The following is a 21389-nucleotide window of genomic DNA, read 5'->3' as shown; positions in this document are numbered from 1 at the left end:
TGACAGCAGAGGAGCGGACAATGGCTGAGACGCCGACCATCAGGACAATGTCGCGCGCGGACATGGATCTGGCCATCGGGCTGGCGGCCAGGGAGGGATGGAATCCCGGCCAGGCCGACGCCGACAGTTTTTATGCCGCCGATCCCAACGGGTTTTTCGTGGCCGAGGTGGAAGGGCGGCCTGTGGGCACCATCTCGGCGGTCCGCTATCAGGACGATTTCGGTTTCATCGGCCTGTTCATCGTCCTGCCGGAGTTTCGGGGCAGGGGATATGGCATGGCCCTGTGGCGTCACGCCATGGCCTATCTGGACGGGTGCGTGGTGGGGCTTGACTCGGTCCTGGACCAGGAGCCGATCTACCGCAGGGCGGGCTTTGTCCCGGCCTACCGCAGCGTGCGCCACGCGGGCAGAGGCGGCGGGTCCATGCCGCAGGGAGTGGTCCGGCTCGATCAAGTCCCCTTTGCCGAGATCCTGCGCCTGGACCGCCAATGCTTCCCTGCCGGACGCGAATCCTTCATGCGGGCGTGGATCAACGCGCCGGGCGTGTCCGGCTACGGCGTCATGCACGGCGACCGGCTGGCTGGATTCGGGGTCATCCGCCCCTGCGCCGAGGGGCACAAGATCGGCCCGCTCCTTGCCGACAACGCGGACGTGGCCGGGGTTCTGCTCGCGGCCCTGGCCGCCGCTGTGCCGGGCGAGCAGTTTTTCCTTGATGTCATCGAGCCCAACGCTCAGGCCGCGGCCCTGGCCCGGTCCATGCCAGGGGTTTTCACCACGGTGCGCATGTACGCGGGCGGCGCGCCGGACACGGATATGGGCAGGCTTTTCGGCGTCACATCCTTTGAACTGGGGTAGGCCATGCGCTGGTTGTGGATTATCGTGCTTCTCTTTGCCGGGTTTCTCCTGTGGGACGTCGGCTGGTGGCTTGGGTTCGGGGTTTCGCCCATGAGTCCGAGGGCGCTGAAGCTGGCCGTCAACGAAGGCCGCGCCCCGGTGATCATCGATGTGCGCAGCCGCTCCGAGTTCGAGTCCTTCCACATCCCCGGCGCGGTCAACGTGCCCTTCCCGGCCACTCTGGCCGAGCTGGCCGCGGTCTCGCCCGATCCGACCCTGTCCGTGGTGGTGGTCTGCCTGACCGGCCACCGCTCTTCGCCCGTGGCCAGCCAGATGCAGAAAGGCGGCTACACCGCCGTGACCAACCTCACCTGGGGCATGCTCGCCTGGAAAATCCTGGGCGGCGAGACGGTCTCCGGGCCGTGAGACCGCCCACTGCGCCATTGACCGGGCCGGGCCGCGACCGTACCATGATTCCATGAGCGAATATCTCGACGACCTCGACACCGGGCCGTGCGTGGGGCTGGTGGAAAAACAGGCCTTCACCTTTGGCTCGGCGGACGAGCCCATGACCCTGGAGAGCGGGCGCTCGCTGGGGCCGGTGGCCCTGGCCTTTGAAACCTGCGGCAGCCTGAACGCGGCGCGCGACAACGCGGTGCTGGTCTGTCACGCCCTGACCGGCGACTCGCACGTGGCGGGCCGCTACCAGGAGGACGATCCCAAGCCGGGCTGGTGGGACATTATGGTCGGCCCGGGCAAGCCCATCGACACGGACAAATATTTCGTCATCTGCTCCAACGTTATCGGCGGGTGCATGGGCTCCACCGGGCCCATGTCGCCAGACCCGACCAATGGCCCGACAGACGGCCCGACCGACGGCCCGACCAAGGGCGCGCCCTACGGCACGCGCTTCCCGGTAGTCACCATCGGCGACATGGTCCGCTGCCAGCGCCGCCTGATCGACCACCTGGGCATTGACCGGCTGCTGGCCGTGGTGGGCGGATCGGTGGGCGGCATGCAGGTGCTCGAATGGTCGGTGCGCTACCCGGAGCGGGTCTGCGCGGCCCTGCCACTGGCCACCACCACCAAGCACTCGGCCCAGGCCATCGCCTTCAACGAGGTGGCCCGGCAGGCGATCATGGCCGACCCGGCCTGGAACGGCGGCGACTACTACGCCACGGGCCGCCCGGAGCACGGGCTGGCCGTGGCCCGGATGATCGGCCACATCACCTATCTCTCCGACGAATCCATGCGCCACAAGTTCGACCGCAGGCTCCAGGACCGGTGCGAGCTCTCCTTTGATTTCGAGGCGGATTTTCAGGTGGAGAACTACCTGCGCTACCAGGGCAACAAGTTCGTCAGCCGGTTTGATGCCAACAGCTTTCTCTACCTGACCAAGGCCGCCGACTACTTCAACCTGGAAAACCAGCACGGCGACGGCTCGCTGGTGGCCTCCTTTGCCAGGGCGCGCTGCCGCTACCTGGTGGTCTCCTTCACCTCGGACTGGCTCTACCCCACCTACCAGTCCAAGGCCATGGTCAAGGCCATGAAGAAGAACGGGCTGGATGTCAGCTTTTGCGAGATCGAGGCCCCGTGGGGTCACGACGCCTTTCTGCTGCCCAACCCGCGCCTTGACGCGCTCATTGCGGGATTCCTCGACAGGGTGCGCGGCCAATGCTCCGCCGGGGAGTGCGAAGAGAGAGGAACCCATGCGCTTTGATCTCCAGGTCATCGCCTCCTGGATCGAGCCCGGCTCGCGGGTGCTCGACCTCGGCTGCCGCACCGGCTCGCTGCTCAATCATCTGCGTCGGGAAAAGGGGACTCTGGGCACGGGCATAGAGATCGACGAAAAGGCCGCGGGCGAGGCCATAGCCAAAGGGCTCTCGGTCATCCACGGCGACATCTACGAGGAGATCGGGGACTATCCGGACAACGCCTTTGACTACGTCATCCTCTCCCAGACCCTGCAACAGGTCTACGACCCGGCCATGCTCATCCGCGAGATGCTGCGCGTGGGCAGCCGGTGCATCGTCTCGTTCCCCAACTTCACGCACATACGGAACCGCCTCCAGATGTTCTTCACCGGGCGCGCGCCCGTATCGCGGGAGCTGCCCTACCAGTGGTACGACAGCCCCAACATCCGGGTCATTCCCATCACGGATTTCAGGCGGTTTTGCCGGGATCTCGGCGTGCCCATCGTCAGGGAGGTGGCCATCTCCACCCACCATCACGACACCAGGGGGCGGGTCATCACCCTGCTGCCCAACCTGCTGGCCGCCTTTGGCATCTTCATGCTTGGAAAGCCCGGCGCGCAGGGTCCGGCAAGCTAGGCGGGCAGGCCGCTTCTGGCTCAGAAGTCGAGCCGGGTGATCTTGCCGGAGCGGCCCTTCTTCGTCTCGCTGTCCTTTTGTCCTTTGTCCTTTTGTCTCTTGTCCCTTTGGCCTTTGTCCCTTTGGCCCTTGGTCGGGGCTGCAACCAGATCGTCCACGTTGTACTCGTCGCGGGCTTGGGCTTCGCGCTCCTGGCTGCGCCTGTCAACCGGGGGAAGACGCTTTCTGGCCCTGTCCAGCCTGCGGCGCGCGGTGTCGTTTTGCGGGTCAAGCTCAAGCACGTGCTCGAAGAAGGGGACCGCGTCCTCGTACTGGCGCAGATCGAGGTGTAGCGAGCCGATGTTCATGGCCGCGCCCATGCTGCCCTCATAGAAGCGGGGGTTGAGCCTGAGGGCCGCCTCGAAGCACCCCATGGCGGTGCGCCGCTCGTCGCCCTCCCAGTAGGCCAGGCCCATATTGTAGTGGATGGCTGGATCGTCTTGGGCGATATTCAAGGCCTTCTTGTAGACATCCACGGCCTCCTTCCACCGGCCCTGGCCGCGCAGGACGATGCCCAGCCGGTTGAAATGGACCAGGTCGTCGCGGCCCAGCACCCGTTTGCCGTCAAGGACGCGCATCAGGTACTTGGCGGCCAGGTCCGGGGCGCGGGCGGCCACGGCGTCCACGATGCGCTCGGTCAGGTCGCCCGTGATGCTGAGATGCTCGCGCTCGGCCAGCTCGACGCTCTCGGTCAGGTACGCCTCGGCCTTTTCGGTCTCGTCGCGTTGCAGGTGCTGTCTGGCCAGCTCTATCTTGCGTTCCGGGTTGAGGGGGCTGATCTCGTCGAGTTCCTTCATGTAGGCCAGGGCGCGCTCGTCCTCCATCCTGTCAAAGGCGGCTGCCAGCTTGATCAGCGGGGCCATGAAGATGGGTCGGCTCTCGTGGGCGGCCATGTATGCCTGAACAGCCTTGTCCGCCTCCCCGATGCCCATGAGCGCATCGCCGCGCATGACCAGTCCGGGCGCGCAGTCCGGCTTGAGCAGCAGGATGCGGTCCGTCACTTCCAGGGCCGCGTCGTACTCGCCCGCGTCAAGGAGCGACGCGCAGCGGTCCATCTGCTTCTTGAGCACCGAGGGCGGGTGGATGGTGGCCGCCAGATCCTCGATGACCTTGTTGGCCGAGGCGGGCTTGACCAGCACCTGGCTGACGCCAAGCTCGAAGAAGTAGGCCACGGTTTCGCGTGTGGCCTCCCAGGTGAGCACGATCATGCGCACTACGGGAAACTCGCGCTTGAGGCGGATGATGAAGTCGGTGGTCGGCTTGTCGCCCAGCATCCGCTCCACAAAGACCACGCAGGGAACGCCTGCGTCGCGCAGTTCCAGGCACTTTTCCAGGGCCGCCTGGGTCTGGGCCATGGGGAAGAGCGCATCGCCCTTGAACCCGATGACGCGGCTGACGATGTTCCTGAGCGCCCGGATGAAAACCGCGTCGTCAGAGAGATAGACGATGGCTCCGGTTTCAAGGAAAGACCGGACTATCTGGTCGAATTGGTGGCTCGCCATTGGCCCTCCGCGGCGCGCCAAGCGCCCGTGACGGTTGCCTTGCAAGGCTCCACCCTAAGGGAAGCGCACCCTTTGGGTCAAGGGAGGCGGGCTACCGGCTCAGGGCGTCGAGCTTCTGCTTGGCTGCGCTATTGCCCGGATTGAGGGCCAGGGCGTTCTTGAGGAACGGGATGGCCTTGTCGGGCTGGCGCAGCTCGGCGTAGATGGTGCCCAGGTTCAGGGAGGCCACCTCGCTTTCCTTATGGAAATCCGGGTTCTTCTCCAGCGCGGTGTCGAAGCAGCGGGCGGCCATGCGCTTGTCGCCGCCGTCGAAGTAGGCCATGCCCATGTTGTAGTGCAGCCCCTCGTCGTCAGGCGAGATGGCCAGGGCGCGGCTGTAGTTGTCTATGGCCTCGCGCCACTTGCCCTGGCCGCGCAGGGCGATGCCGAGCTTGTTGAACAGGGCGATGTCGTCCTTGTTCAGCGACTGGCCCTTGGTCTCGATGACCTTGAGCAGGTATTTTTCCGACATTTCCGGCGATGCATGGCTGACGGCCTCGGATATCTGCTCGGCCACAGAGCCCACAAGACTCATGGCCTCGCGGGTGGCCGTCTCAATGGCCTGGTCAAAGTACTTTTCGGCCCGGTCCAGCTCCTTGCGGGCCATGTGTACCTTGCCGATGTCGGTCTTGCGTTCGGTGTTGAGCGGGCTCAATCTGTCGAGCTTCTTGAGATATTCCAGGTGCTTTTCGTCGTCCACTCCCTCATAGGCCAGGGCCAGCCGCTTGAGCGGCTCCAGGTAGAGGCGCGAGCTTTCGTGGGCCTTCATGTAGTTGGCCACGGCCTCTTCGCGTTTGCCCATCTCAAGAAACACATCGCCGCGCAGCATCAGCCCAGCCGGGCTGTTGGGCTTGGCTTCGAGGATCTTGCCGCCCACCTCCAGGGCCTCCTTGAACTTGCCCGCTTCAAGGAACCGCTTGCCCAGGTTCATGTATTCGCTCAGCTTGCCCTGGGGCTTGATGGTGAAGGCCATCTTCTCGATGATGTTGTTCATGGACGCGGGCTTGGAGATGACGTTGTTGACGCCGATCTCGTAGAAATAGGCGATGTTCTCGCGCTTGGTCTCGCCCACCAGGACAATGACCTTGAGGTCGGGCAGCAGCCGCTTGATGGTGAGGATGGTGTCGGTGCTCGGCCTGCCGTTTATCAGTCGTTCAATGAAGAAGATGCACTCGACCTTGCTTTTCCGCAAATCCTGAAGCTTGCGCAGCCCGTACTGGGCGTTTTCAAAGGCAAAAAAGCAGTCTCGCTTGGTGCCGAGGATCTTGAAGATGGTGGAGGAAAGCGTCTTCTTGAAGAGCGGGTCCTCGCTCAGGAGCAGGACCGCCCCGTTCCTGCTCTCGAAAAAATCGTAGACAATGGAATCGTATTTCTTGTCCGCCATGGGTTCCTCTTGCGCGTGCCTCTTCCCTCGAAGGCTGCGGGTGTTTGTTGAATACGGTTGCCCCCGGCGCAAGTGTCTCATGAAACAAAGCCCATCGGAAGAGAATTATTTTCTTGTTACGAAACAATGTCGGACCGGTTGGGGCGCGATGTCCGCAGCAGGGGTTTCACTCGCGCCTGAGGGAGCCAAGGTAGATGGCCGTCAGGGCCAGGGCCACGCCTGTCAGTTCCACCGGGCTGGTGGGCTTGTCGAACAGGAGGATATCCCAGACATAGGACAGGGTGGGTTGCAGGAGCAGGATCAGCCCGACCAGCGAGGTGCGCACCTGCTGGATGCCCCGGGTGATCAGGTACCAGCCGATGGCGTGGCAGATCAGGGCCAGGGCGGCCAGGGCGAGCAGGGAGCGGGTGTCGGGAATGGCGAAGGAGTCGCCCTGGGCCGCGCCCAGCCCGCCGAGCATCAGGCCCGTGATCAGCGCCACGGACCCGGCCATGGCCAGGGGATCGGCCCCGGCCCTGGTCAGGGAAAACTTGAGGGCGAGCAGGTAGAGGGAGTAGAACAGGGCGGTGAGCAGCCCGTAGCCCACGCCCAGCCTGAAATCGGGCGTGAACGAGGCCCAGGACACGCCGACCATGAGGTAGAGCCCGGCCATGGCCATGGGGATGGCCAGCAGAAACGGGCGCGACACCCGCTCTTTGAGGAAGAGGATGGACACCCCGGTCAGGACGATGACCTGGAAATTGGCCAGCATGGTGGCCAGCCCCGGCCCCACCAGCCCGATGGATCGGTGCCAGCAGAAGAAATCCGCCGCAAAGAAGAGGGCCGAGACCAGGGACCAGCGCCAGACATGGGGCGTCATCCGGCGGAGCTTGCCCAGCCTCCAGAGGATCACGGTCATGCCCAGGCCGCCCGCGAACAGGCGGTAGAATCCGGCCACGTCGGGCGGCACGTTGGCCAGCTTGACCATGACCGACGAGAAGCTGATGAGCACGGCCCCGATGACGAACCCGGTCATGACCGCACCACCCGGAGCCTGTCGGCCAGGCTGACGCCGGTTTCGTCCACCTGGGCCACGCAGGGCCACGCCTCCACGCCCCGGTCCAGAGCCTCGTAAAACAGGTCGGCATAGACCGGGTCCACCACGTCCGCCGGGCCGAAACAACGCCCGTCCGTGCGCTGGACAAGAAAGAAGAGGGCCACGCGCGCGCCAGTGGCGGCCAGGGCCATCAGCTCGCGCAGGTGCTTCTGGCCGCGCCCGGTCACGGCGTCAGGGAAGCAGGCCACCTCGTCCTCGACCAGGGTCACGTTCTTGCATTCCACCCACAGCGTGCCGCGCGGGCCGTCCAGGCGGGCATCCAGGCGGCTGTCGCCGGTCTTGGCCTCGGCGCGAAAGGTGTCGTAGTCGTCGAGTTCGGGCAGGGCTCGGGTCTCCCAGGCGCGCCGCAGCATCCGGTTGGGAGTCAGGGTGTTGACCCCCACGAACCGACCGTGCAGCTCCAGGGCCTCCAGGGTGTGGCGCAGCGTGCGGGCCGGGCTGGCTGCGGGCGAGAGCAGGGCCGTGACGCCGGGCCTGAGCAGGCCGAGCATGGAGCCGGTGTTGTTGGTGTGAGCCAGCACAATGCGTCCGGCGTCAGGGCCGTCCAGAGCCTCAGCCTCCACGGTGAACCGCTTGTGCCGCGCGATGAGGCGGGCCCGGCAGCAGGGGCCGGGATGGGGTATTGAGCAGGGCATGCCAGCCACAACAGGCGCTCCTTGTGTCTTCAACCAACCGATTTCTCACCATTTTGCCGTCAAGGCAAGGTTTATCGGGTTGCCGGGGCGTTGGAAATGGACTAAGAGGGCCAGAGGGGATAGCCGTCCGGGGAGGGAAACGCATGCCGAAAATGAATCTATCGCAACTTGAGCCCGGCATGATCCTGGCCGACGACCTGACCACAGGGGAGGGCCGGATGCTCCTGCCGCGCGGGGCCATGCTGACCGAGGCGCATATCCGCACCTGCCGGGTCTGGGGCATCGTCGAGGCCGACATCCAGGGCGAGGAGGAGGCCGGGAACGGTCGCTTCACCTCCTTTGACCAGATCGATCCCGGAGTGCTTGAAGTCTGCAAGATCATGGCGGCCCAGCGGTTCGTGCTCAACAGCGCGTCCCAGCCCGTAGTCAAGGAGATGGCCCGGCTCTACGTGCTGCATCAGGCGCGCGGGCTGAGCCCGGAGCAGGCGCGCTGGATGCTCTCGGCCTGCCAGCACGATGACTCCGTGGACATCTTTGCCCCGTCGCCCACCACCGAGGCGAACATCAGCCCCGAGGCGGTGGTCAGGCAGGAGATGGAGCTGGCCTCGCTGCCCAACATTTTTTTCCAGATCACCGAGAGCCTGAAGAATCCGCGCAGCTCCGCCTCCTACGTGGCCGAGGTCATCAGCAAGGATGTGGCCCTTTCGGCCAAGCTGCTCAAATTGGTCAACACGCCATTTTACGGGTTTTCGAGTCGGATAGACACCCTGTCCAGGGCCGTGACCGTGGTGGGCACCAACCAGTTGACCAACCTGGCCCTGGGCGTGTCGGTCATCGCCGCGTTCGAGGGTGTGCCCGAGGAGTTCTTCACCCTCAAGGAGTTCTGGCTCCATTCGGTGGCCTGCGGTATCGTGGCCCGGCTGCTGGCCGGGCGGGCCGGGCTGGCCGGGGACGAGAAATTCTTCGTGGCCGGGCTGCTCCACGACATCGGGCGGCTGGTCATGCTCAAAAACCACCTCAAGGCGACCATCGAGGTGCTGCGCCCGGCCAAGGTCGGGCGTCGCGCGTTGGTGGACGTGGAACGGGCGGTCTGGGGCTGCACCCACGCCGAGATCGGTGGCCGGATGCTCAAGAGCTGGCGGCTGACCCCTTTCCTCGAAGCGCTGGTCCACCACCACCACACCCCCATGGAGGCGTCCATGCCCGCCGAGGCCTCGGTCATCCATGTGGCCGATTTCATCATCCACGGCCTTGGCATCGGCTCAAGCGGCGCATCCCTGGTCCCGGAGCTCGACCCCAGGGCGTGGAAGAAGCTCGGCCTGCGCGAGGCCGACCTGCCGGATATCGTGCGCCAGGCCGAGCGTCAGGCCTCGGATGTCATGACCGCCTTTTTTCCCGAAGACGGCTGAGTCGCCCGGATCGGCGCGATCACCCCTTTGTCCGCTTCCTGATGGCTTCAAGAATCTTTTCCCCCTCTCCTTCGTAGGCCGCGCGCTCGTCTTTGGGCGTGGGCCGCCTTACTGGCGGCCAGACGCCGGGTTGCCGCTCAAACCCCTTGAGGGCCTCGGCGCTCGGCGCGGTGTCGGCCATGGCCGGGGTCTTGCGGATGTCCACGCCGGGCACGGGCGCGCTGAATTCGATGGGGATGTTGTTGGGATCAAAGGTGTAGATGGAGTGGATGAACCCGTGGTCCACCACCTCGGAGCACCAGATGTCCGCCGCGTCGAGCGTGTCCTTGATCTCCCACAGGTCGTCCTCGCCCGCCACCTCGAAGGAGACGTGGTCGAAGCAGACCGGCCCCCTGACCGGGAAGCCGTGGTCTTTTTCAGGCACCGGCTCCACACCGGGCCACTCGAAAAAGGCGATCATGTCGTGGCCGGAGATTTCCAGGAAATAGTGGCGGTAGCCGGGGTGGCCCAGCCCGGCCACCAGACGCATGCCCAGGAGGTCGCGCCAGAAGCGCAGGGTGGCGTCCATGTCGCCGGTGACCATGGCCAGGTGGTTGATGCCGGTGTAGGTTGCCATGACGCTCCTTTGGTCTTTGATCGGGCCGTGGATCAGGCGTGGGGTTCCCTGCCCTCCTCAAGGGCCCGTTCGCGCTGGCGCAGCTCGCGCCGGAGCTCGGCCTCGCGGTGGCGGCGCTGGGCCGTGGGGGTGTCCAGCAGCAGGGGCGGCACGGGCGTGGGCTTGCCGTTGTCGTCCAGGGCCACGAAGGTCAGGTAGGCGGAGTTGGTGTGGCGGACCTCGCCGGTGCGCAGGTTCTCGGCCTCCACGCGCACGCCTATCTCCATGCTCGACCGGCCCACGTGGTTGAGGCTGGCCTTGAAGGTGAGCAGCTCGCCCATGTAGGCCGGCTGCTTGAAGGCCATGCGGTCGATGGACACGGTGACCACGTTGCCGCGGGTGTGCCGCTTGGCCACCACGCCCGCCGTTGTGTCGATGTGCCGCAGGATGACGCCGCCGTGCAGGTTGCCTGCCGGGTTGGCGTCCTGGGGCAGCACGAGATGGGTCATGATGACCTCGGATTCCTTGACCGACTTCGGCTTCATGCCTGTTCTCCCTTGGTTCTTCCGTACTGGACGCGCGCTTCCCAGACGAGCTTGCCCACCTTGCGGCCCAGGTCGGCCTGGCGCGTGCGCATGAGCGCCTCGGCGGCCTCTGCATTGCCCTGCTGGCGCAACAGGGTCGCGGACTCAAGATCGCGCAGATGCTTCTCGCACTCGTGGACGAGGCTGGACAGGTTCATTGTCTCAAGTTCCCTGGGTACACGGACCGAGCGCACTTTTCTGCTCATCTGGGCCTCCCGCTGATTTCAGGCTGTCATGCTTTTTGATGACAGAGCGTGCCGCGCGGTGTCAAGCGGACGGGCCACTCAGAGGGGCGAAGCAGCCTGCCCCGCATCCGGACAGGCTTTTCCGGTAAAATAATCACATGTTGATCTGTAAAATGGTACAGGTTGGGCAAGGACCGGACCCAATTCCAACCACGACCGGACAGGAGCGTGATCCATGGGCAGGAAAGGCACGAAATCAGAGGCGGCGAACCATGGCCGAGCGACCGACCCGGCGGCGCATGGGCCTGCCGGGCCGTATTTCGACCTGGTGCCGCTGCCGTGCCACTGTCTGGATGACCAAGGCCGGATCGTGGCCGTCAACCGGGCCTGGCTCGCCCTGCTCGGCTTCAGCCGGGAAGAGGCCACGGGCCGACCCCTTGACGACTTTCTGGCTGGTCCGCCCCAGGTGTGGGCAGCCGACGGCTCCAGCCCGGAAAGCCCGGTTTGTCTGACCATGCTGGGCAGGGACGGTTGCGCCGTCGAGGTCCGGGCCGAGATTCGTCGCCCTGACGGAGCCGGGGCCGGGTTCAGCCTTGCCCACTTCCTGTATCCCCAGGGGGAGGCCGACGCCCGGACCGTGGCCGGGGACGCCCGGATACACCGGCTGGTGGCCGAAAACACCGAGGATGTCGTCTGGACTGTGGATAACGACCTTCGGTACACCTATGTCAGCCCCTCGGTGGGCAGACTTCGCGGCATAGTGCCGGAAGACGTGGTCGGGCGGTGCGTCGACCAGTTCGTGACCCCGCAGACTCTGCCCCTGGTCCTTGAGGCTCTTGACGGCGTCAGACGCGCCGTTGCCAGGGGAGAACGAAGCCCATTGGCCCGCATGGAGCTTGAGGTGCAACACGCAGACGGAAGCGCCGTGTGGGTGGAGGCTGTGGCCCGCCCCCTGCTGGACCATGCCGGGGCGTGCGTCGGGTTCATCGGCTCCACTCGGTCTATCGGCGACCGCAGGGAAGTGGAGCAAAGGCTGCGCCGCAACGAACGCGCCCTGCGCGCCCTTCTTGATGCCACTGTCGAGGATGTCGGCCTCTATGGCACGGATGGCACCATCAGCATCATCAATGGGAATATGGCCGCACGGCTTGATCTTGACCCTGAAGAAGCTGCCGGGCTCAGCCTGTTCGACCATCTGCCTCAGGAAAGGGTCGAGAGTTGGCGAGAGTCCTTCAGGCAGGTGGCTCAGACGGGCAGGCCGGTGTCGCGCAAGGGCCATCTCAAGGGAAGGCACTTCGATCTCACCCTTTACCCCGTGTTCGGCCAGGACGGAGAGGTTGACGGGGTGGCTATCTTTGCCAAGGACACGACCGAGAGGACCAGGGCGGAGGAGGCCTTGCGAGAGAGCGAGGCGCGCTACCGGCGCATGTTGGAGACAGCCAACGAGGGCATCCTGAGCATGGACGCCGATGGCCGCATTGCCTTTGCCAACCAGACCATGGTTGATTTTATGGGCCACGACTTCGAGGACATCATCGGCGCGACCCTGCCGGACCTGATGCCGCCGGATGAGCATTCCGAATACGTCCGGCGCGCCCAGGCCATCAAGAGCGGCGGGGTGCGCTACGAGCAGCGGTTCGTGCGCCGGGACGGGACAAGGACCTGGGGCCGTGTCTCGGCCACGCCCATCAGGACCGATGTCGGGGAATACGCCGGAGCCTTTGTCATGATCGCCGACATCACCGAGGCCAAGATGGTCGAGCGCAGCCTGCGCGAGAGCGAGGCGCGCTACCGGCGCATAGTGGAGACGGCCAACGAGGGCATCATCTCCATCGGTCCCAACGGGAACATCCGGTTCGCCAACAAGGTGCTGTGCCGGATGCTCGGCTACGCGGTCTACGAGCTGCTGGGCAAACCCGTGTCCGCGCTTCTCTACCCTGAGGACATTCCCCGGCTCGAAGAACACCTGGTGCGCAGGCGGCAGGGGCTCTCGGACCAGTTCGAACAGCGCTACCGGTGCAAGGACGGCAGCTCGGTCTGGGCTTTGGTCTCGGCCTCGCCGATTCTGGGCGACGACGGGCGCTACCAGGGTGTCCTGGCCATGGCCGCGGACATATCGGGGCGCAAGCGGGCCGAGGCCGAGCTGGTCAGGAGCGAGCGCAACTACCGCAATCTCTTTGAAAATTCAGTGGAGGGGCTGTACCAGTCCACCCCGCAGGGGCGGTTCGTCAGCGTCAATCCGGCCTTGGTCCGGCTCACGGGCTACGATTCGCCCCAGGAGTTCATGGACGCCATCACCGACATCACCACGCAATTCTATTACGATCCCAAGGACCGCGACAGGTTGGTCCAAGCCTTGATCCAGCACGGTGAGGTCCGCCAGTTCGAGATTCTCATCCGGCGCAAGGGGGGCGGCACCCTTTGGGTGTCCATCAACAGCCGGCTGAGCCGGGGGCTGGGCAACGAGCCGGAACTCTTCGAGGGCAGCATCATCGACATCACCGGGCGCAAGCGGGTGGAGGAGGCGCTCCGGCTGACCCAGTTCTCCGTGGACATGGCCCCGGTCAGCATCTACTGGATCGACAGGAGCGGGCGGTACGTCTACGTCAACGACCATGGTTGCTCCAGCCTCGGCTACGGGCAGGACGACCTGCTGGCCATGACCGTATCGGATATCTGCCCCTTGTTCTCACCCGATACCTGGGCCGAATACTGGAACGCGCGGCGGCTTGAGGACATCAGGCGGTTCGAAACGGTCCACCGTTGCCGCGACGGGCGCGAACTGCCCGTGGAGATCGTCAGCCACTACAAGGTCTACGGCGGCAAGGAGTATCTCTTTGTCTACGCCTACGACCTGACCGAGCGGCACCAGGCCGAGCAGGCCCTGCGCTGGAGCCGCGAACTGCTCAACGAGGTGCAGCGCATCAGCCTGACCGGCGGCTGGGAGCACGACCTCGATACCGGCGCGAACCACTGGACGGACGGGCAGTTCCGCCTCTTCGGCCTGGAGCCGGACGGGTCGGCCCCGGACATCGGGCACATCCTCAATCGGCACATTCATTCGGGCGACACCCCCCGGCTCGTCGAGGCGTGGACAAGCCTGCTTCGAGACATGCGGCCAGTTGAAGTCGAGTTCCGCTGCCTCCGGGACGATGGCTCCCAGGGGGTGCTGGTGGGCGTGGCCATCCCGGAGACGGACGGGCGCGGCAGGCTCAGACGCGTCTTTGGCTCCACCCGCGACGTGACCCAGGAGCGGCAGGCGGCCAGGGAACTGGCCCAGTCCCACGAGCGGCTGCTGACCATCCTGGACGGCATCGACGCCAACATCTACGTCTCGGAGCTGGACAGCCATGAGGTGCTGTTCATGAACGCCCACATTCAGGAGACCTACGGCACCAGCGGCCAGGATTCCCTGTGTCACGAAATCCTTCGGGGCGAGTCCCGGCAGTGCCAGGTCTGCCCCAAGCCCGCCCTGCTCAACGGGCGCGGCGCGCCGGTCGGCACCCTGGTCCGGGAGTGGCACAGCCAGATCACGGGCCGCTGGTATCTCAACCACGATCGGGCCATCGAGTGGCTTGAGGGGCGGCTGGTGCACATGCACATGGCCACGGACATCACGGACCTCAAAGTCATGGAGCAGGAGCTCAAGCGGGCCATGGCCAAGGCCGAGGCGGCCAGCCTGGCCAAGAACGAGTTTCTCGCCAACATGAGTCACGAGATACGCACGCCGCTCAACGGGCTGCTGGGCATGCTCCAGCTGCTCCAGCTCACCATCCTGGGCGGCGAGCAGCGGGAATTCCTGGAGATAGCCCTCAGCTCCGGGCGCAGCCTGCTCCAGATTCTCAACGACATCCTCGACATTTCAAAGATCGAGTCGGGCAAGCTCGAACTCGACGACCAGGAACTCGACCTGGGCGAGGTGGCGGAATCCGTGGTCGCGGTTTTCCGGCATCAGGCCCGGATGCGCGGCATCGAGGTGGCGCTGGTCATGGACAAGACCCTGCCGCGCCACTTCCTGGCCGACAAGGTCCGCCTGCGCCAGATCCTCTTCAACCTGGTGGGCAATGCCACCAAGTTCACGGAATCCGGCTCGGTGCTGGTGGAGGCATACCCCCTGGCGCACCCCATGCCCGATGGCCGGGCGCAGCTTTTCTTCTCGGTTTCCGACACCGGCATCGGCATCCCGGACGACAAGATGGACCAGATATTCGACCCCTTCACCCAGGTGGACGGCTCCTTTACCCGCAAGTATCAGGGCACGGGCCTGGGCCTTGGCATCGTGCGGCGGCTGGTGGCGCTCATGGGTGGCACCATCGCGGTGGACAGCGAGCTTGGGGCGGGCACCACCGTGGTCTTTACCGTGGCTGCCCGGCGCGTCGATCACGCCGCCTTCACCCCGGCTGTCAGCGGCCAAAACGGAGTGTTCAGGCCGCTGTCGATCCTTGTGGTCGAAGACGAGCGCACCAACCGCGCCGTGGCCCAGCGGCTGCTCGGCAAGCTCGGCCACGAGGCCGCCTGCGCCGAGAGCGGCGAGGAGGCCATCGAGATACTGGCCACCGCTGCCTTTGACTGCATTCTCATGGACATCCAGATGCCCGGTCTGGACGGGGTGGAGACCACCCGCGCCATCCGCGACACCCTGGGCCTCGACATCCCGATCATCGCCCTGACCGCCCACGCCATGGAGGGCGACCGCAAGCGGTTCCTCGACGCGGGCATGCAGGGCTATGTGGCCAAGCCCTTTGATCTGCCGGAATTGCAGGACGAACTGGAGCGGGTGCTGCTCGAATCCGGTCGGTGAGCAGAGATCAGAGAATGGTCAGGGGGGTGTTGTCGCTCCTGGCCCTGGCCGTGCCGATGGGGGCGGCCAGGTCTCCGGCGGCCTCAAGCATGGCGACTGCCCGGTCGAACGCGTCCGGCGGCACGGCCAGCACCAGCCCGCCCGAGGTCTGGGCGTCGAACATCATGTCCAGGTGAACCGGGTCGAGGCCCTGGGCCACAGTGGTGCGCCGCAGATAGTGGGTGCGGTTGCAGATGGACCCTGCCGGGAGCATGCCCATGGCCGCCAGCTCCAGCGCGCCGGGAATGAGCGGCACAGACTCCATGTGCAGGTCGATGGTCACCCGGCTGGCGTCGGCCAGCTCGATCAGGTGGCCGCCCAGGCCAAAGCCGGTGATGTCCGTGGCCCCGGTCAGGCCCAGGGCGGCGATGACCTCGCCCCCAGCCCGGTTGAGCCGCCCGCACACCTCGAACAGGGTCTCCTCCATCGCGTCGCAGCCGGGCATCTCGCCCTTGATGGCCGTGGCCAGCACGCCGGTGCCGATGGGCTTGGTCAGGATGAGCCGGTCGCCCGGACGCACGCCCCGGTTGGAGGCGAACCGGGAGGGATCGACCACGCCGGACACGGCCAGCCCGTACTTGATCTCGTCGTCCTCCACGCTGTGGCCGCCCGAGGGGATGGCCCCGGCCTCCTCCACCGTGTCGCGTCCGCCGCGCAAGACCTCGCGCAAGACCGCGCCCGAGAGTTTTTTCATGGGAAAGCAGACGATGTTCATGGTCGAAAAGGGCGTGCCGCCCATGGCATAGATATCGGACAGGGCGTTGGCAGCGGCAATGCGGCCAAACCGGTAGGGATCGTTGACCACCGGGGTGAAGAAGTCCACGGTCTGGACCAGGGCCTTGCCAGGGGGAAAGGACAACACCACAGCGTCCTCGTTGTCGCCGGGGCCTCCGGCCAACACGCGGTCGTCCTTGCGGGCATACATGCCCGACAGTGCCTGCTCCAGGTCCCCCGGAGCGATCTTGGCGGCTCAGCCGGCCGCTTTGACCATGCTCACAAGCTTCAGCTTCGGCATGTGCCCTCCTTTGCCTCCCCGTCCTATCAGAGAGCCGGGCGAATGCAAAGCCGTCTTCGCGGGCCATGCCTTTGCACACTTTGCCTTCAGGCCGACACCGTGCTAGGACACCCCTGCCGGCGGCGGGAATTTTCCTGCCGCCGGCAGCCCCGCATGGGGGCGGCCCATCCAGGAGACATCATGAGCGACGATCAGACCAAGGAATTCCTGGCCAGCCTGCCTGAGCTGGAAGAAGGAAAGACATACCATTTCAAATGTCGCCCCGGCGTCGCCTGCTTCAACGCCTGTTGCAGCGACCTGAACCTGGTGCTCACCCCCTACGACATACTGCGCCTGCGCCGCAGCCTGAACATGGGCAGTGTCGAGTTCCTGCGCAGCCACACCACCATGCACATGGCCCCGGAGACCAACTTTCCCGAATTCCGCCTGCGCATGACCGACAACGAGGCCCGCGCCTGCCCCTTTGTCCGCGAACAGGGATGCTCGGTCTACGCCGACAGGCCCGGCGCCTGCCGCATGTATCCCCTGGGCCGCGCCACCCGGCCTGACGGCGCTGGCGGGGTGAGCGAGCAGTTCTTCATCGTCCGGGAGGATCACTGTCTCGGCTTCAACGAAAAGGACGAGTGGACCGGCGCGTCGTGGAAGCAGGATCAGGGGTTCGTGGCCTACACGGCCAGCAACGACCGCTACATGAACATCCTGGCCCGCATCCGCCAGACCGGGGCCCCGGTGCCCGAGAAGATGGGCCATCTGGCCACCCTGGCCCTGTACAAGCTCGACGAGTTCCAGCGGTTCATCATTCAGACGCACCTCTTCGACCGTCTGGACCTGGACGAAAACCGCCACAAGGCGATACTGGAGGACGAGGAGACGGCCCTGGAATTCGCCATGGACTGGATCGAGCTGATGCTTTTTCATGCCACCCCGAACCTCAAGCCCAGGAGATAGCGCATGGCCCTGCCCGCCAACCCCAAGCTCATGTCCATCCGCACCTTTCTCAAGAAGAAGGCGGAGCTGCCGCCAAGCCACCGGCTGGTCTTCACCAACGGCTGCTTTGACATCCTGCACCCCGGCCATGTGGACCTGCTGGCGCGCGCCCGCGCCCTGGGCGACTCCCTGGTGCTGGGGCTCAACTCGGACGAGTCCGTGAAGAGGCTCGGCAAGGGCGACGACCGCCCTCTCAACACCCAGGAGGAGCGCGCCTTTGTCCTGGCTGGTCTGGCCTGTGTGGATTGCATCATCGTGTTTCATGAATCCACGCCCCTTGAGCTGATCAAGGCGGTCCGGCCCCAGGTGCTGGTCAAGGGCGGCGACTGGACGCCGGAGGCTATCGTCGGGCGCGAGGTGGTGGAGCAGTCTGGCGGGGTTGTGCGCAGTCTGCCGCTGCTGCCGGGGTATTCCACCACCGGGTTTGTGGCGAGGATTCGCAAGGGCGGTGTGAAGGAAGAGGGATAGGGAAGGCGGCTTTCGTATCTTTTCCCCGCTTCTCTTCCCGCTCCCTGCTCTGGCTCAATCAAAAAAGCCGGAAGACCCCTTCGGATCTTCCGGCTTTCGCTTCAAACATATTCCCAACGGATCAGATGACCTTGTTCAGCGGATACTCGATGATTCCCTCTGCCCCGAACTCCTTGAGCCGCGGAATCAGATCCCGAACAATCTTCTCCTCCACCATGACTTCGACAGACAGCCAGGCCGGGTCCTGCAACTCGGCCACGGTGGGCGAGTTGAGGCTGGGCAGGGAGCCGTTGAGTTCGGCCAGCTTGTGCTTGGGCAGGTTCATTTTCAGCCCGACCATTCTGTCGGCCTTGAGCGCGCCCTGGAGCAGGAGGTTGATCTCCTGGATGAGCTTGCGTTTCCTGGGGTCTTCCCAGGCGGCCTTGTTGGCGATGAGCTGGGTGTTGGTCTGCATCAGTTCGGCGATGATGCGCAGGCCGTTGGCCCGGATGGTGGTGCCGGTCTCGGTGATTTCCACGATGCCGTCGCACAGGTCTTCGACCACCTTGGCCTCGGTGGTGCCCCAGGAAAACGAGACATCGACGTTGACGCCCAGGGACTCGAAGTATTCGCGGGTGAAGCCGACCAGCTCGGTGGCGATCTTCTTGCCCTCGAGGTCTTCGGGCCGCTTGTAGGGCGAGTCGCCCTTGACGCAGAGAACCCAGCGCGCCTTGCCGTTGCTGACCTTGGAGTAGATCAGGTCATCGACGATCACGACATCGGACTTGTTTTCCTTGATCCAGTCCATGCCGGTCAGGCCGACATCAAAGGTGCCGTTTTCCACATACATGGACATCTCCTGGGCGCGGGCCAGGGAGCACTTGATGCGCTCGTCGTCGATATCCGGGAAGTAGTTGCGGTCGTGGAGCTTGATCTTCCATCCGGCCTTGCCGAACAGCTTGATGGTCGCATCCTGAAGGGAACCTTTGGGCACGCCGAGACGAAGAAACTGAGTGGACATTATTTGTATACCTCTTTGGGGTCGAAGACGAGGGGGGAGCATTCCCGGACCTCGCCGTCCTTGAGTTCGCGATAAAAGCAGCTGCGATAGCCCTTGTGGCAGGCCGCGCCGCCGATCTGGTCAATGAGAAAGAGCACGGTGTCGTCGTCGCAATCGATGCGGATGGACTTCACCGTCTGGGTATGGCCTGAGGTACCGCCCTTATGCCACAACTCCTGACGGCTCCGGCTCCAGTAATGGACCTCGCCGCTTTCCAGGGTCTTGTTCCACGCTTCCTCGTTCATGTAGGCCATCATCAGGACTTCGCCGGTCTCGGCGTCCTGGGCGATGGCCGGGACAAGCCCGTCCATTTTTTCAAAATCCGGTCTGATCATGCGGTACCTCGTATCAGATGGTTTTGGTCCGGTCCAGGTGCGGGCCGGGCGAGTTACATAGCGAAAGCCCCAATAAAGCGCAACCGTCGGCGATATGTGTCACCCGGATGCCACTCTGAAGAATGGCCGCCGGATTTACCTCCCCGGCAATATGCTGATAACGCCCCTCGTACTATGGTGTGAGAATGATAGGCAACACCCGGTGCGCACCCATGGAGATGAACGGGAACAGGGGCATTGATGGCTCTCATCTCGCAGACAGTTCCTTTTGAGGCTGGCTCATGACCGGAGCGCCCGCTCGGGCCGCGCTCGTCTTCCTGCTCGCACTGAACCTCTCTCTCGCGCCAAGCGGCGGCATCGCCCACGCCGCCGAGCTGGTCCAGCCAGGGTATTTGATCGCTGGCGACACCTATGGATACAGCGTCTCGACAGGTGGCGCCGTGGTAGGCGACAGCAAGGATGCGGCGGTCGGCCTTGGCACCCTGGGCGGTGCGAATTCCCAGGCCAATGCCGCCAGCGACGACCTCGACCTGTGGGCATGGGCCGCATGGTCACACCGCTTCGAACGCAGAGGGCCTTCCATGGACGGCGACTTGATCGGCATGAGCCGGTTCAGCTACGGCGGCGGCCCGGTGGATCAGGACTGGGCCGAGGTGGGCGGCGGCTTCAAGTACAAGCCCAACCGGCACACCGAGACCTTCTCCCGCATCACCTTCGCCTTGGGCAACGAGCACTACGCCGCGCCCGACATAGCGCTGACCACCGGCGTCGCCTGGGATTTCTAGCCCATCGCCGCCATTTACCACCCGTCCGATATCTGCTAAATCTCGCGCGTCCGCAAACGACCTTCACAAGGAGCACTCCCGAGCATGCCCGTTCGTTCAAAAGAGAATTTTCTCATTTTCGGTTCCCCGCGCATCGAGCAGGACGAGATCGACGAGGTGGTGGCCTCCATGGAGGTCGGCTGGCTCGGCACCGGCCCCAAGGTGGCCCGGTTCGAGAAGGATTTTTCCGCCTATGTGGGCGCGCCTTACGCCGCGGCCTGCAACTCGTGCACCGCGGCCCTGCATCTGGCCCTGGTGGCCCTGGGGCTCAAGCCCGGCGACGAGGTGATCACCACGCCGCTGACGTTCTGCGCCTCGGTCAACGCCATCATCCACGCCGGATGCACCCCGGTGCTGGCCGACATCGACCCGGTCACCCAGAACATCGACCCCGAATGCATCCGCGAGAAGATCACGGAGCGCACCAGAGCCATCCTGCCGGTGCACTTCGCGGGCCGCTCCTGCGACATGGACCGGATCATGGCCGTTGCCCGCGAGCACGATCTCAAGGTGGTGGAAGACTGCGCCCACGCCATCGAGACCACCTGGAAAGGGCGCCACGCAGGCACCTTTGGCGACTTCGGCTGCTTCAGCTTCTACGTCACCAAGAACGTCTGCACCGGCGAGGGCGGCATGGTCGTGGCCGCGGGCGAGGACGCCATCCGCCACGTCAAGGTGCTCGGCCTGCACGGCATGAGCGCCGATGCCTGGAAGCGTTTCTCGGACGAGGGCTACAAGCACTATCAGGTGATCGAGGCCGGGTTCAAATACAACATGATGGACCTCCAGGCCGCCATCGGCATCCACCAGCTCAAGCGGGTGGAGCAATATTTCGTGCGCCGTTGCGAGATATGGGACAGGTACCAGGACGCCTTTGCCGCCCTGCCGCTGGGCCTGCCCGCGCCCGAGGAGCCGGGCACCTGCCATGCGCGCCATCTGTACACCATCCTGGTGGACCCGGACGCCTGCGGGGTCGAGCGCGACGAGTTCCTGGCGCGCATCACCAGGGAGGGCATCGGCGTGGGCGTGCATTATTTGAGCATTCCGGAGCAGCCCTACTACCGCGAGCGGTTCGGCTGGACCCTGGCCGACACGCCCCACGCGGTGCGCATAGGCCGCCAGACCGTGAGCCTGCCGCTTTCGGCCAAGCTGACTGACGCCGATGTGGCCGACGTCATCGAAGCCGTGAAGCGCACCCTGAACGCCTGACCTCGGCCAGCTTTGCCTGATCCACGAAAAAGCCCGGCTCG

20 protein-coding genes are annotated in these 21389 nt (G+C 64.9%); 10 read left to right on the top strand and 10 right to left on the bottom strand.

Going from position 1 to position 21389, the window contains the following annotated elements:
- Positions 1 to 20 precede the first annotated feature (20 nt).
- The 4 genes from DAES_RS15495 to metW are packed head-to-tail and all read left to right on the top strand — an operon-like array spanning position 21 to position 3163.
- Complete coding sequence (locus DAES_RS15495; protein ID WP_013515983.1) at positions 21 to 854, top strand: GNAT family N-acetyltransferase; 834 nt, start codon at positions 21 to 23, stop codon at positions 852 to 854.
- 3 nt (positions 855 to 857) lie between these two features.
- Positions 858 to 1259, top strand: a complete 402-nt coding sequence (locus tag DAES_RS15490) for a rhodanese-like domain-containing protein (protein WP_013515982.1) — start codon at positions 858 to 860, stop codon at positions 1257 to 1259.
- Positions 1260 to 1311: 52 nt separating this feature from the next.
- A complete protein-coding gene (gene metX, locus DAES_RS15485) occupies positions 1312 to 2553 on the top strand; it encodes a homoserine O-acetyltransferase MetX (RefSeq protein ID WP_013515981.1) in 1242 nt (413 codons plus the stop codon).
- Positions 2543 to 3163, top strand: a complete 621-nt coding sequence (gene metW / locus DAES_RS15480) for a methionine biosynthesis protein MetW (protein ID WP_013515980.1) — start codon at positions 2543 to 2545, stop codon at positions 3161 to 3163. The genes metX and metW overlap by 11 nt, the downstream gene beginning before the upstream one ends.
- Positions 3164 to 3183: 20 nt before the next feature.
- Here metW and DAES_RS15475 read toward each other — a convergent pair whose 3' ends face one another.
- From DAES_RS15475 to sfsA, 4 genes are all read right to left on the bottom strand, one after another.
- Positions 3184 to 4704: a tetratricopeptide repeat protein gene (locus DAES_RS15475; protein WP_013515979.1), complete on the bottom strand. Its 1521-nt coding sequence runs from the start codon at positions 4702 to 4704 to the stop codon at positions 3184 to 3186.
- Positions 4705 to 4795: 91 nt separating this feature from the next.
- Entirely contained in the window at positions 4796 to 6127 is a 1332-nt protein-coding gene (locus DAES_RS15470; protein ID WP_013515978.1) for a tetratricopeptide repeat protein, read from the bottom strand.
- Between the two features lie 166 nt (positions 6128 to 6293).
- The gene (locus DAES_RS15465) at positions 6294 to 7142 is read right to left on the bottom strand and encodes a DMT family transporter (protein WP_013515977.1); all 849 of its coding nucleotides are present in this window, start codon (positions 7140 to 7142) and stop codon (positions 6294 to 6296) included.
- The gene (sfsA, locus tag DAES_RS15460; protein WP_041271471.1) at positions 7139 to 7858 is read right to left on the bottom strand and encodes a DNA/RNA nuclease SfsA; all 720 of its coding nucleotides are present in this window, start codon (positions 7856 to 7858) and stop codon (positions 7139 to 7141) included. The genes DAES_RS15465 and sfsA overlap by 4 nt, the downstream gene beginning before the upstream one ends.
- Positions 7859 to 8001: 143 nt before the next feature.
- Here sfsA and DAES_RS15455 point away from each other — a divergent pair, with 143 nt between their 5' ends.
- Positions 8002 to 9267 carry an HDOD domain-containing protein gene (locus DAES_RS15455; protein ID WP_013515975.1) on the top strand — a complete coding sequence of 422 codons (1266 nt, stop codon included), beginning with the start codon at positions 8002 to 8004 and terminating at the stop codon, positions 9265 to 9267.
- Between the two features lie 19 nt (positions 9268 to 9286).
- Here DAES_RS15455 and DAES_RS15450 read toward each other — a convergent pair whose 3' ends face one another.
- From DAES_RS15450 to DAES_RS15440, 3 genes are read right to left on the bottom strand one after another with little or no spacing between them, the layout of a single operon-like run.
- Complete coding sequence (locus DAES_RS15450) at positions 9287 to 9883, bottom strand: VOC family protein (protein ID WP_013515974.1); 597 nt, start codon at positions 9881 to 9883, stop codon at positions 9287 to 9289.
- Positions 9884 to 9915: 32 nt separating this feature from the next.
- Positions 9916 to 10407 (bottom strand): acyl-CoA thioesterase, encoded by a 492-nt coding sequence (locus DAES_RS15445; protein WP_013515973.1) that lies wholly within the window; start codon positions 10405 to 10407, stop codon positions 9916 to 9918.
- Positions 10404 to 10652 carry a hypothetical protein gene (locus DAES_RS15440; RefSeq protein WP_013515972.1) on the bottom strand — a complete coding sequence of 83 codons (249 nt, stop codon included), beginning with the start codon at positions 10650 to 10652 and terminating at the stop codon, positions 10404 to 10406. The genes DAES_RS15445 and DAES_RS15440 overlap by 4 nt, the downstream gene beginning before the upstream one ends.
- Positions 10653 to 10866: 214 nt before the next feature.
- Between DAES_RS15440 and DAES_RS17085 the strand changes: the two genes are divergently transcribed.
- Positions 10867 to 15432, top strand: a complete 4566-nt coding sequence (locus DAES_RS17085; protein WP_013515971.1) for a PAS domain S-box protein — start codon at positions 10867 to 10869, stop codon at positions 15430 to 15432.
- A gap of 7 nt (positions 15433 to 15439) precedes the next feature.
- On the opposite strand, the gene selD is transcribed toward DAES_RS17085, so the two are convergent.
- The gene (gene selD / locus DAES_RS15430; protein WP_083808674.1) at positions 15440 to 16486 is read right to left on the bottom strand and encodes a selenide, water dikinase SelD; all 1047 of its coding nucleotides are present in this window, start codon (positions 16484 to 16486) and stop codon (positions 15440 to 15442) included.
- Positions 16487 to 16666: 180 nt separating this feature from the next.
- On the opposite strand from selD, the gene DAES_RS15425 reads away from it, so the two are divergent.
- A complete protein-coding gene (locus tag DAES_RS15425; RefSeq protein ID WP_013515969.1) occupies positions 16667 to 17434 on the top strand; it encodes a YkgJ family cysteine cluster protein in 768 nt (255 codons plus the stop codon).
- A 3-nt stretch (positions 17435 to 17437) separates the two neighbouring features.
- Complete coding sequence (gene rfaE2, locus DAES_RS15420) at positions 17438 to 17941, top strand: D-glycero-beta-D-manno-heptose 1-phosphate adenylyltransferase (RefSeq protein ID WP_013515968.1); 504 nt, start codon at positions 17438 to 17440, stop codon at positions 17939 to 17941.
- A gap of 121 nt (positions 17942 to 18062) precedes the next feature.
- On the opposite strand, the gene hisG is transcribed toward rfaE2, so the two are convergent.
- Together hisG and hisI are read right to left on the bottom strand one after the other, a co-directional pair.
- The gene (gene hisG / locus DAES_RS15415) at positions 18063 to 18941 is read right to left on the bottom strand and encodes an ATP phosphoribosyltransferase (protein ID WP_013515967.1); all 879 of its coding nucleotides are present in this window, start codon (positions 18939 to 18941) and stop codon (positions 18063 to 18065) included.
- Positions 18941 to 19315: a phosphoribosyl-AMP cyclohydrolase gene (gene hisI, locus DAES_RS15410; protein WP_013515966.1), complete on the bottom strand. Its 375-nt coding sequence runs from the start codon at positions 19313 to 19315 to the stop codon at positions 18941 to 18943. The genes hisG and hisI overlap by 1 nt, the downstream gene beginning before the upstream one ends.
- Before the next feature lie 281 nt (positions 19316 to 19596).
- Between hisI and DAES_RS15405 the strand changes: the two genes are divergently transcribed.
- The gene (locus DAES_RS15405; protein WP_013515965.1) at positions 19597 to 20100 is read left to right on the top strand and encodes a hypothetical protein; all 504 of its coding nucleotides are present in this window, start codon (positions 19597 to 19599) and stop codon (positions 20098 to 20100) included.
- An 84-nt stretch (positions 20101 to 20184) separates the two neighbouring features.
- Entirely contained in the window at positions 20185 to 21348 is a 1164-nt protein-coding gene (locus DAES_RS15400; protein ID WP_013515964.1) for a DegT/DnrJ/EryC1/StrS family aminotransferase, read from the top strand.
- Positions 21349 to 21389: the final 41 nt, after the last annotated feature.

It is taken from the genome of Pseudodesulfovibrio aespoeensis Aspo-2, from assembly GCF_000176915.2.
Lineage (GTDB): Bacteria > Desulfobacterota > Desulfovibrionia > Desulfovibrionales > Desulfovibrionaceae > Pseudodesulfovibrio > Pseudodesulfovibrio aespoeensis.
The sequence above is the reverse complement of the archived record's forward strand: the minus strand, read 5'-3'. Positions and strand labels throughout refer to the sequence as shown.

Bases quoted from the DNA above. Each gene is read 5' to 3' on its own strand.
- hisG (WP_013515967.1), bottom strand. From the start codon at position 18,941: ATGTCCACTCAGTTTCTTCGTCTCGGCGTGCCCAAAGGTTCCCTTCAG.
- DAES_RS15400 (WP_013515964.1), top strand. From the start codon at position 20,185: ATGCCCGTTCGTTCAAAAGAGAATTTTCTCATTTTCGGTTCCCCGCGC.
- DAES_RS15465 (WP_013515977.1), bottom strand. From the start codon at position 7,142: ATGACCGGGTTCGTCATCGGGGCCGTGCTCATCAGCTTCTCGTCGGTC.
- metX (WP_013515981.1), top strand. From the start codon at position 1,312: ATGAGCGAATATCTCGACGACCTCGACACCGGGCCGTGCGTGGGGCTG.
- DAES_RS15425 (WP_013515969.1), top strand. From the start codon at position 16,667: ATGAGCGACGATCAGACCAAGGAATTCCTGGCCAGCCTGCCTGAGCTG.
- DAES_RS15455 (WP_013515975.1), top strand. From the start codon at position 8,002: ATGCCGAAAATGAATCTATCGCAACTTGAGCCCGGCATGATCCTGGCC.
- DAES_RS15440 (WP_013515972.1), bottom strand. From the start codon at position 10,652: ATGAGCAGAAAAGTGCGCTCGGTCCGTGTACCCAGGGAACTTGAGACA.
- rfaE2 (WP_013515968.1), top strand. From the start codon at position 17,438: ATGGCCCTGCCCGCCAACCCCAAGCTCATGTCCATCCGCACCTTTCTC.
- DAES_RS17085 (WP_013515971.1), top strand. From the start codon at position 10,867: ATGGGCAGGAAAGGCACGAAATCAGAGGCGGCGAACCATGGCCGAGCG.
- DAES_RS15470 (WP_013515978.1), bottom strand. From the start codon at position 6,127: ATGGCGGACAAGAAATACGATTCCATTGTCTACGATTTTTTCGAGAGC.
- metW (WP_013515980.1), top strand. From the start codon at position 2,543: ATGCGCTTTGATCTCCAGGTCATCGCCTCCTGGATCGAGCCCGGCTCG.
- DAES_RS15495 (WP_013515983.1), top strand. From the start codon at position 21: ATGGCTGAGACGCCGACCATCAGGACAATGTCGCGCGCGGACATGGAT.
- DAES_RS15475 (WP_013515979.1), bottom strand. From the start codon at position 4,704: ATGGCGAGCCACCAATTCGACCAGATAGTCCGGTCTTTCCTTGAAACC.
- DAES_RS15405 (WP_013515965.1), top strand. From the start codon at position 19,597: ATGACCGGAGCGCCCGCTCGGGCCGCGCTCGTCTTCCTGCTCGCACTG.
- DAES_RS15445 (WP_013515973.1), bottom strand. From the start codon at position 10,407: ATGAAGCCGAAGTCGGTCAAGGAATCCGAGGTCATCATGACCCATCTC.
- hisI (WP_013515966.1), bottom strand. From the start codon at position 19,315: ATGATCAGACCGGATTTTGAAAAAATGGACGGGCTTGTCCCGGCCATC.
- DAES_RS15450 (WP_013515974.1), bottom strand. From the start codon at position 9,883: ATGGCAACCTACACCGGCATCAACCACCTGGCCATGGTCACCGGCGAC.
- DAES_RS15490 (WP_013515982.1), top strand. From the start codon at position 858: ATGCGCTGGTTGTGGATTATCGTGCTTCTCTTTGCCGGGTTTCTCCTG.
- sfsA (WP_041271471.1), bottom strand. From the start codon at position 7,858: ATGCCCTGCTCAATACCCCATCCCGGCCCCTGCTGCCGGGCCCGCCTC.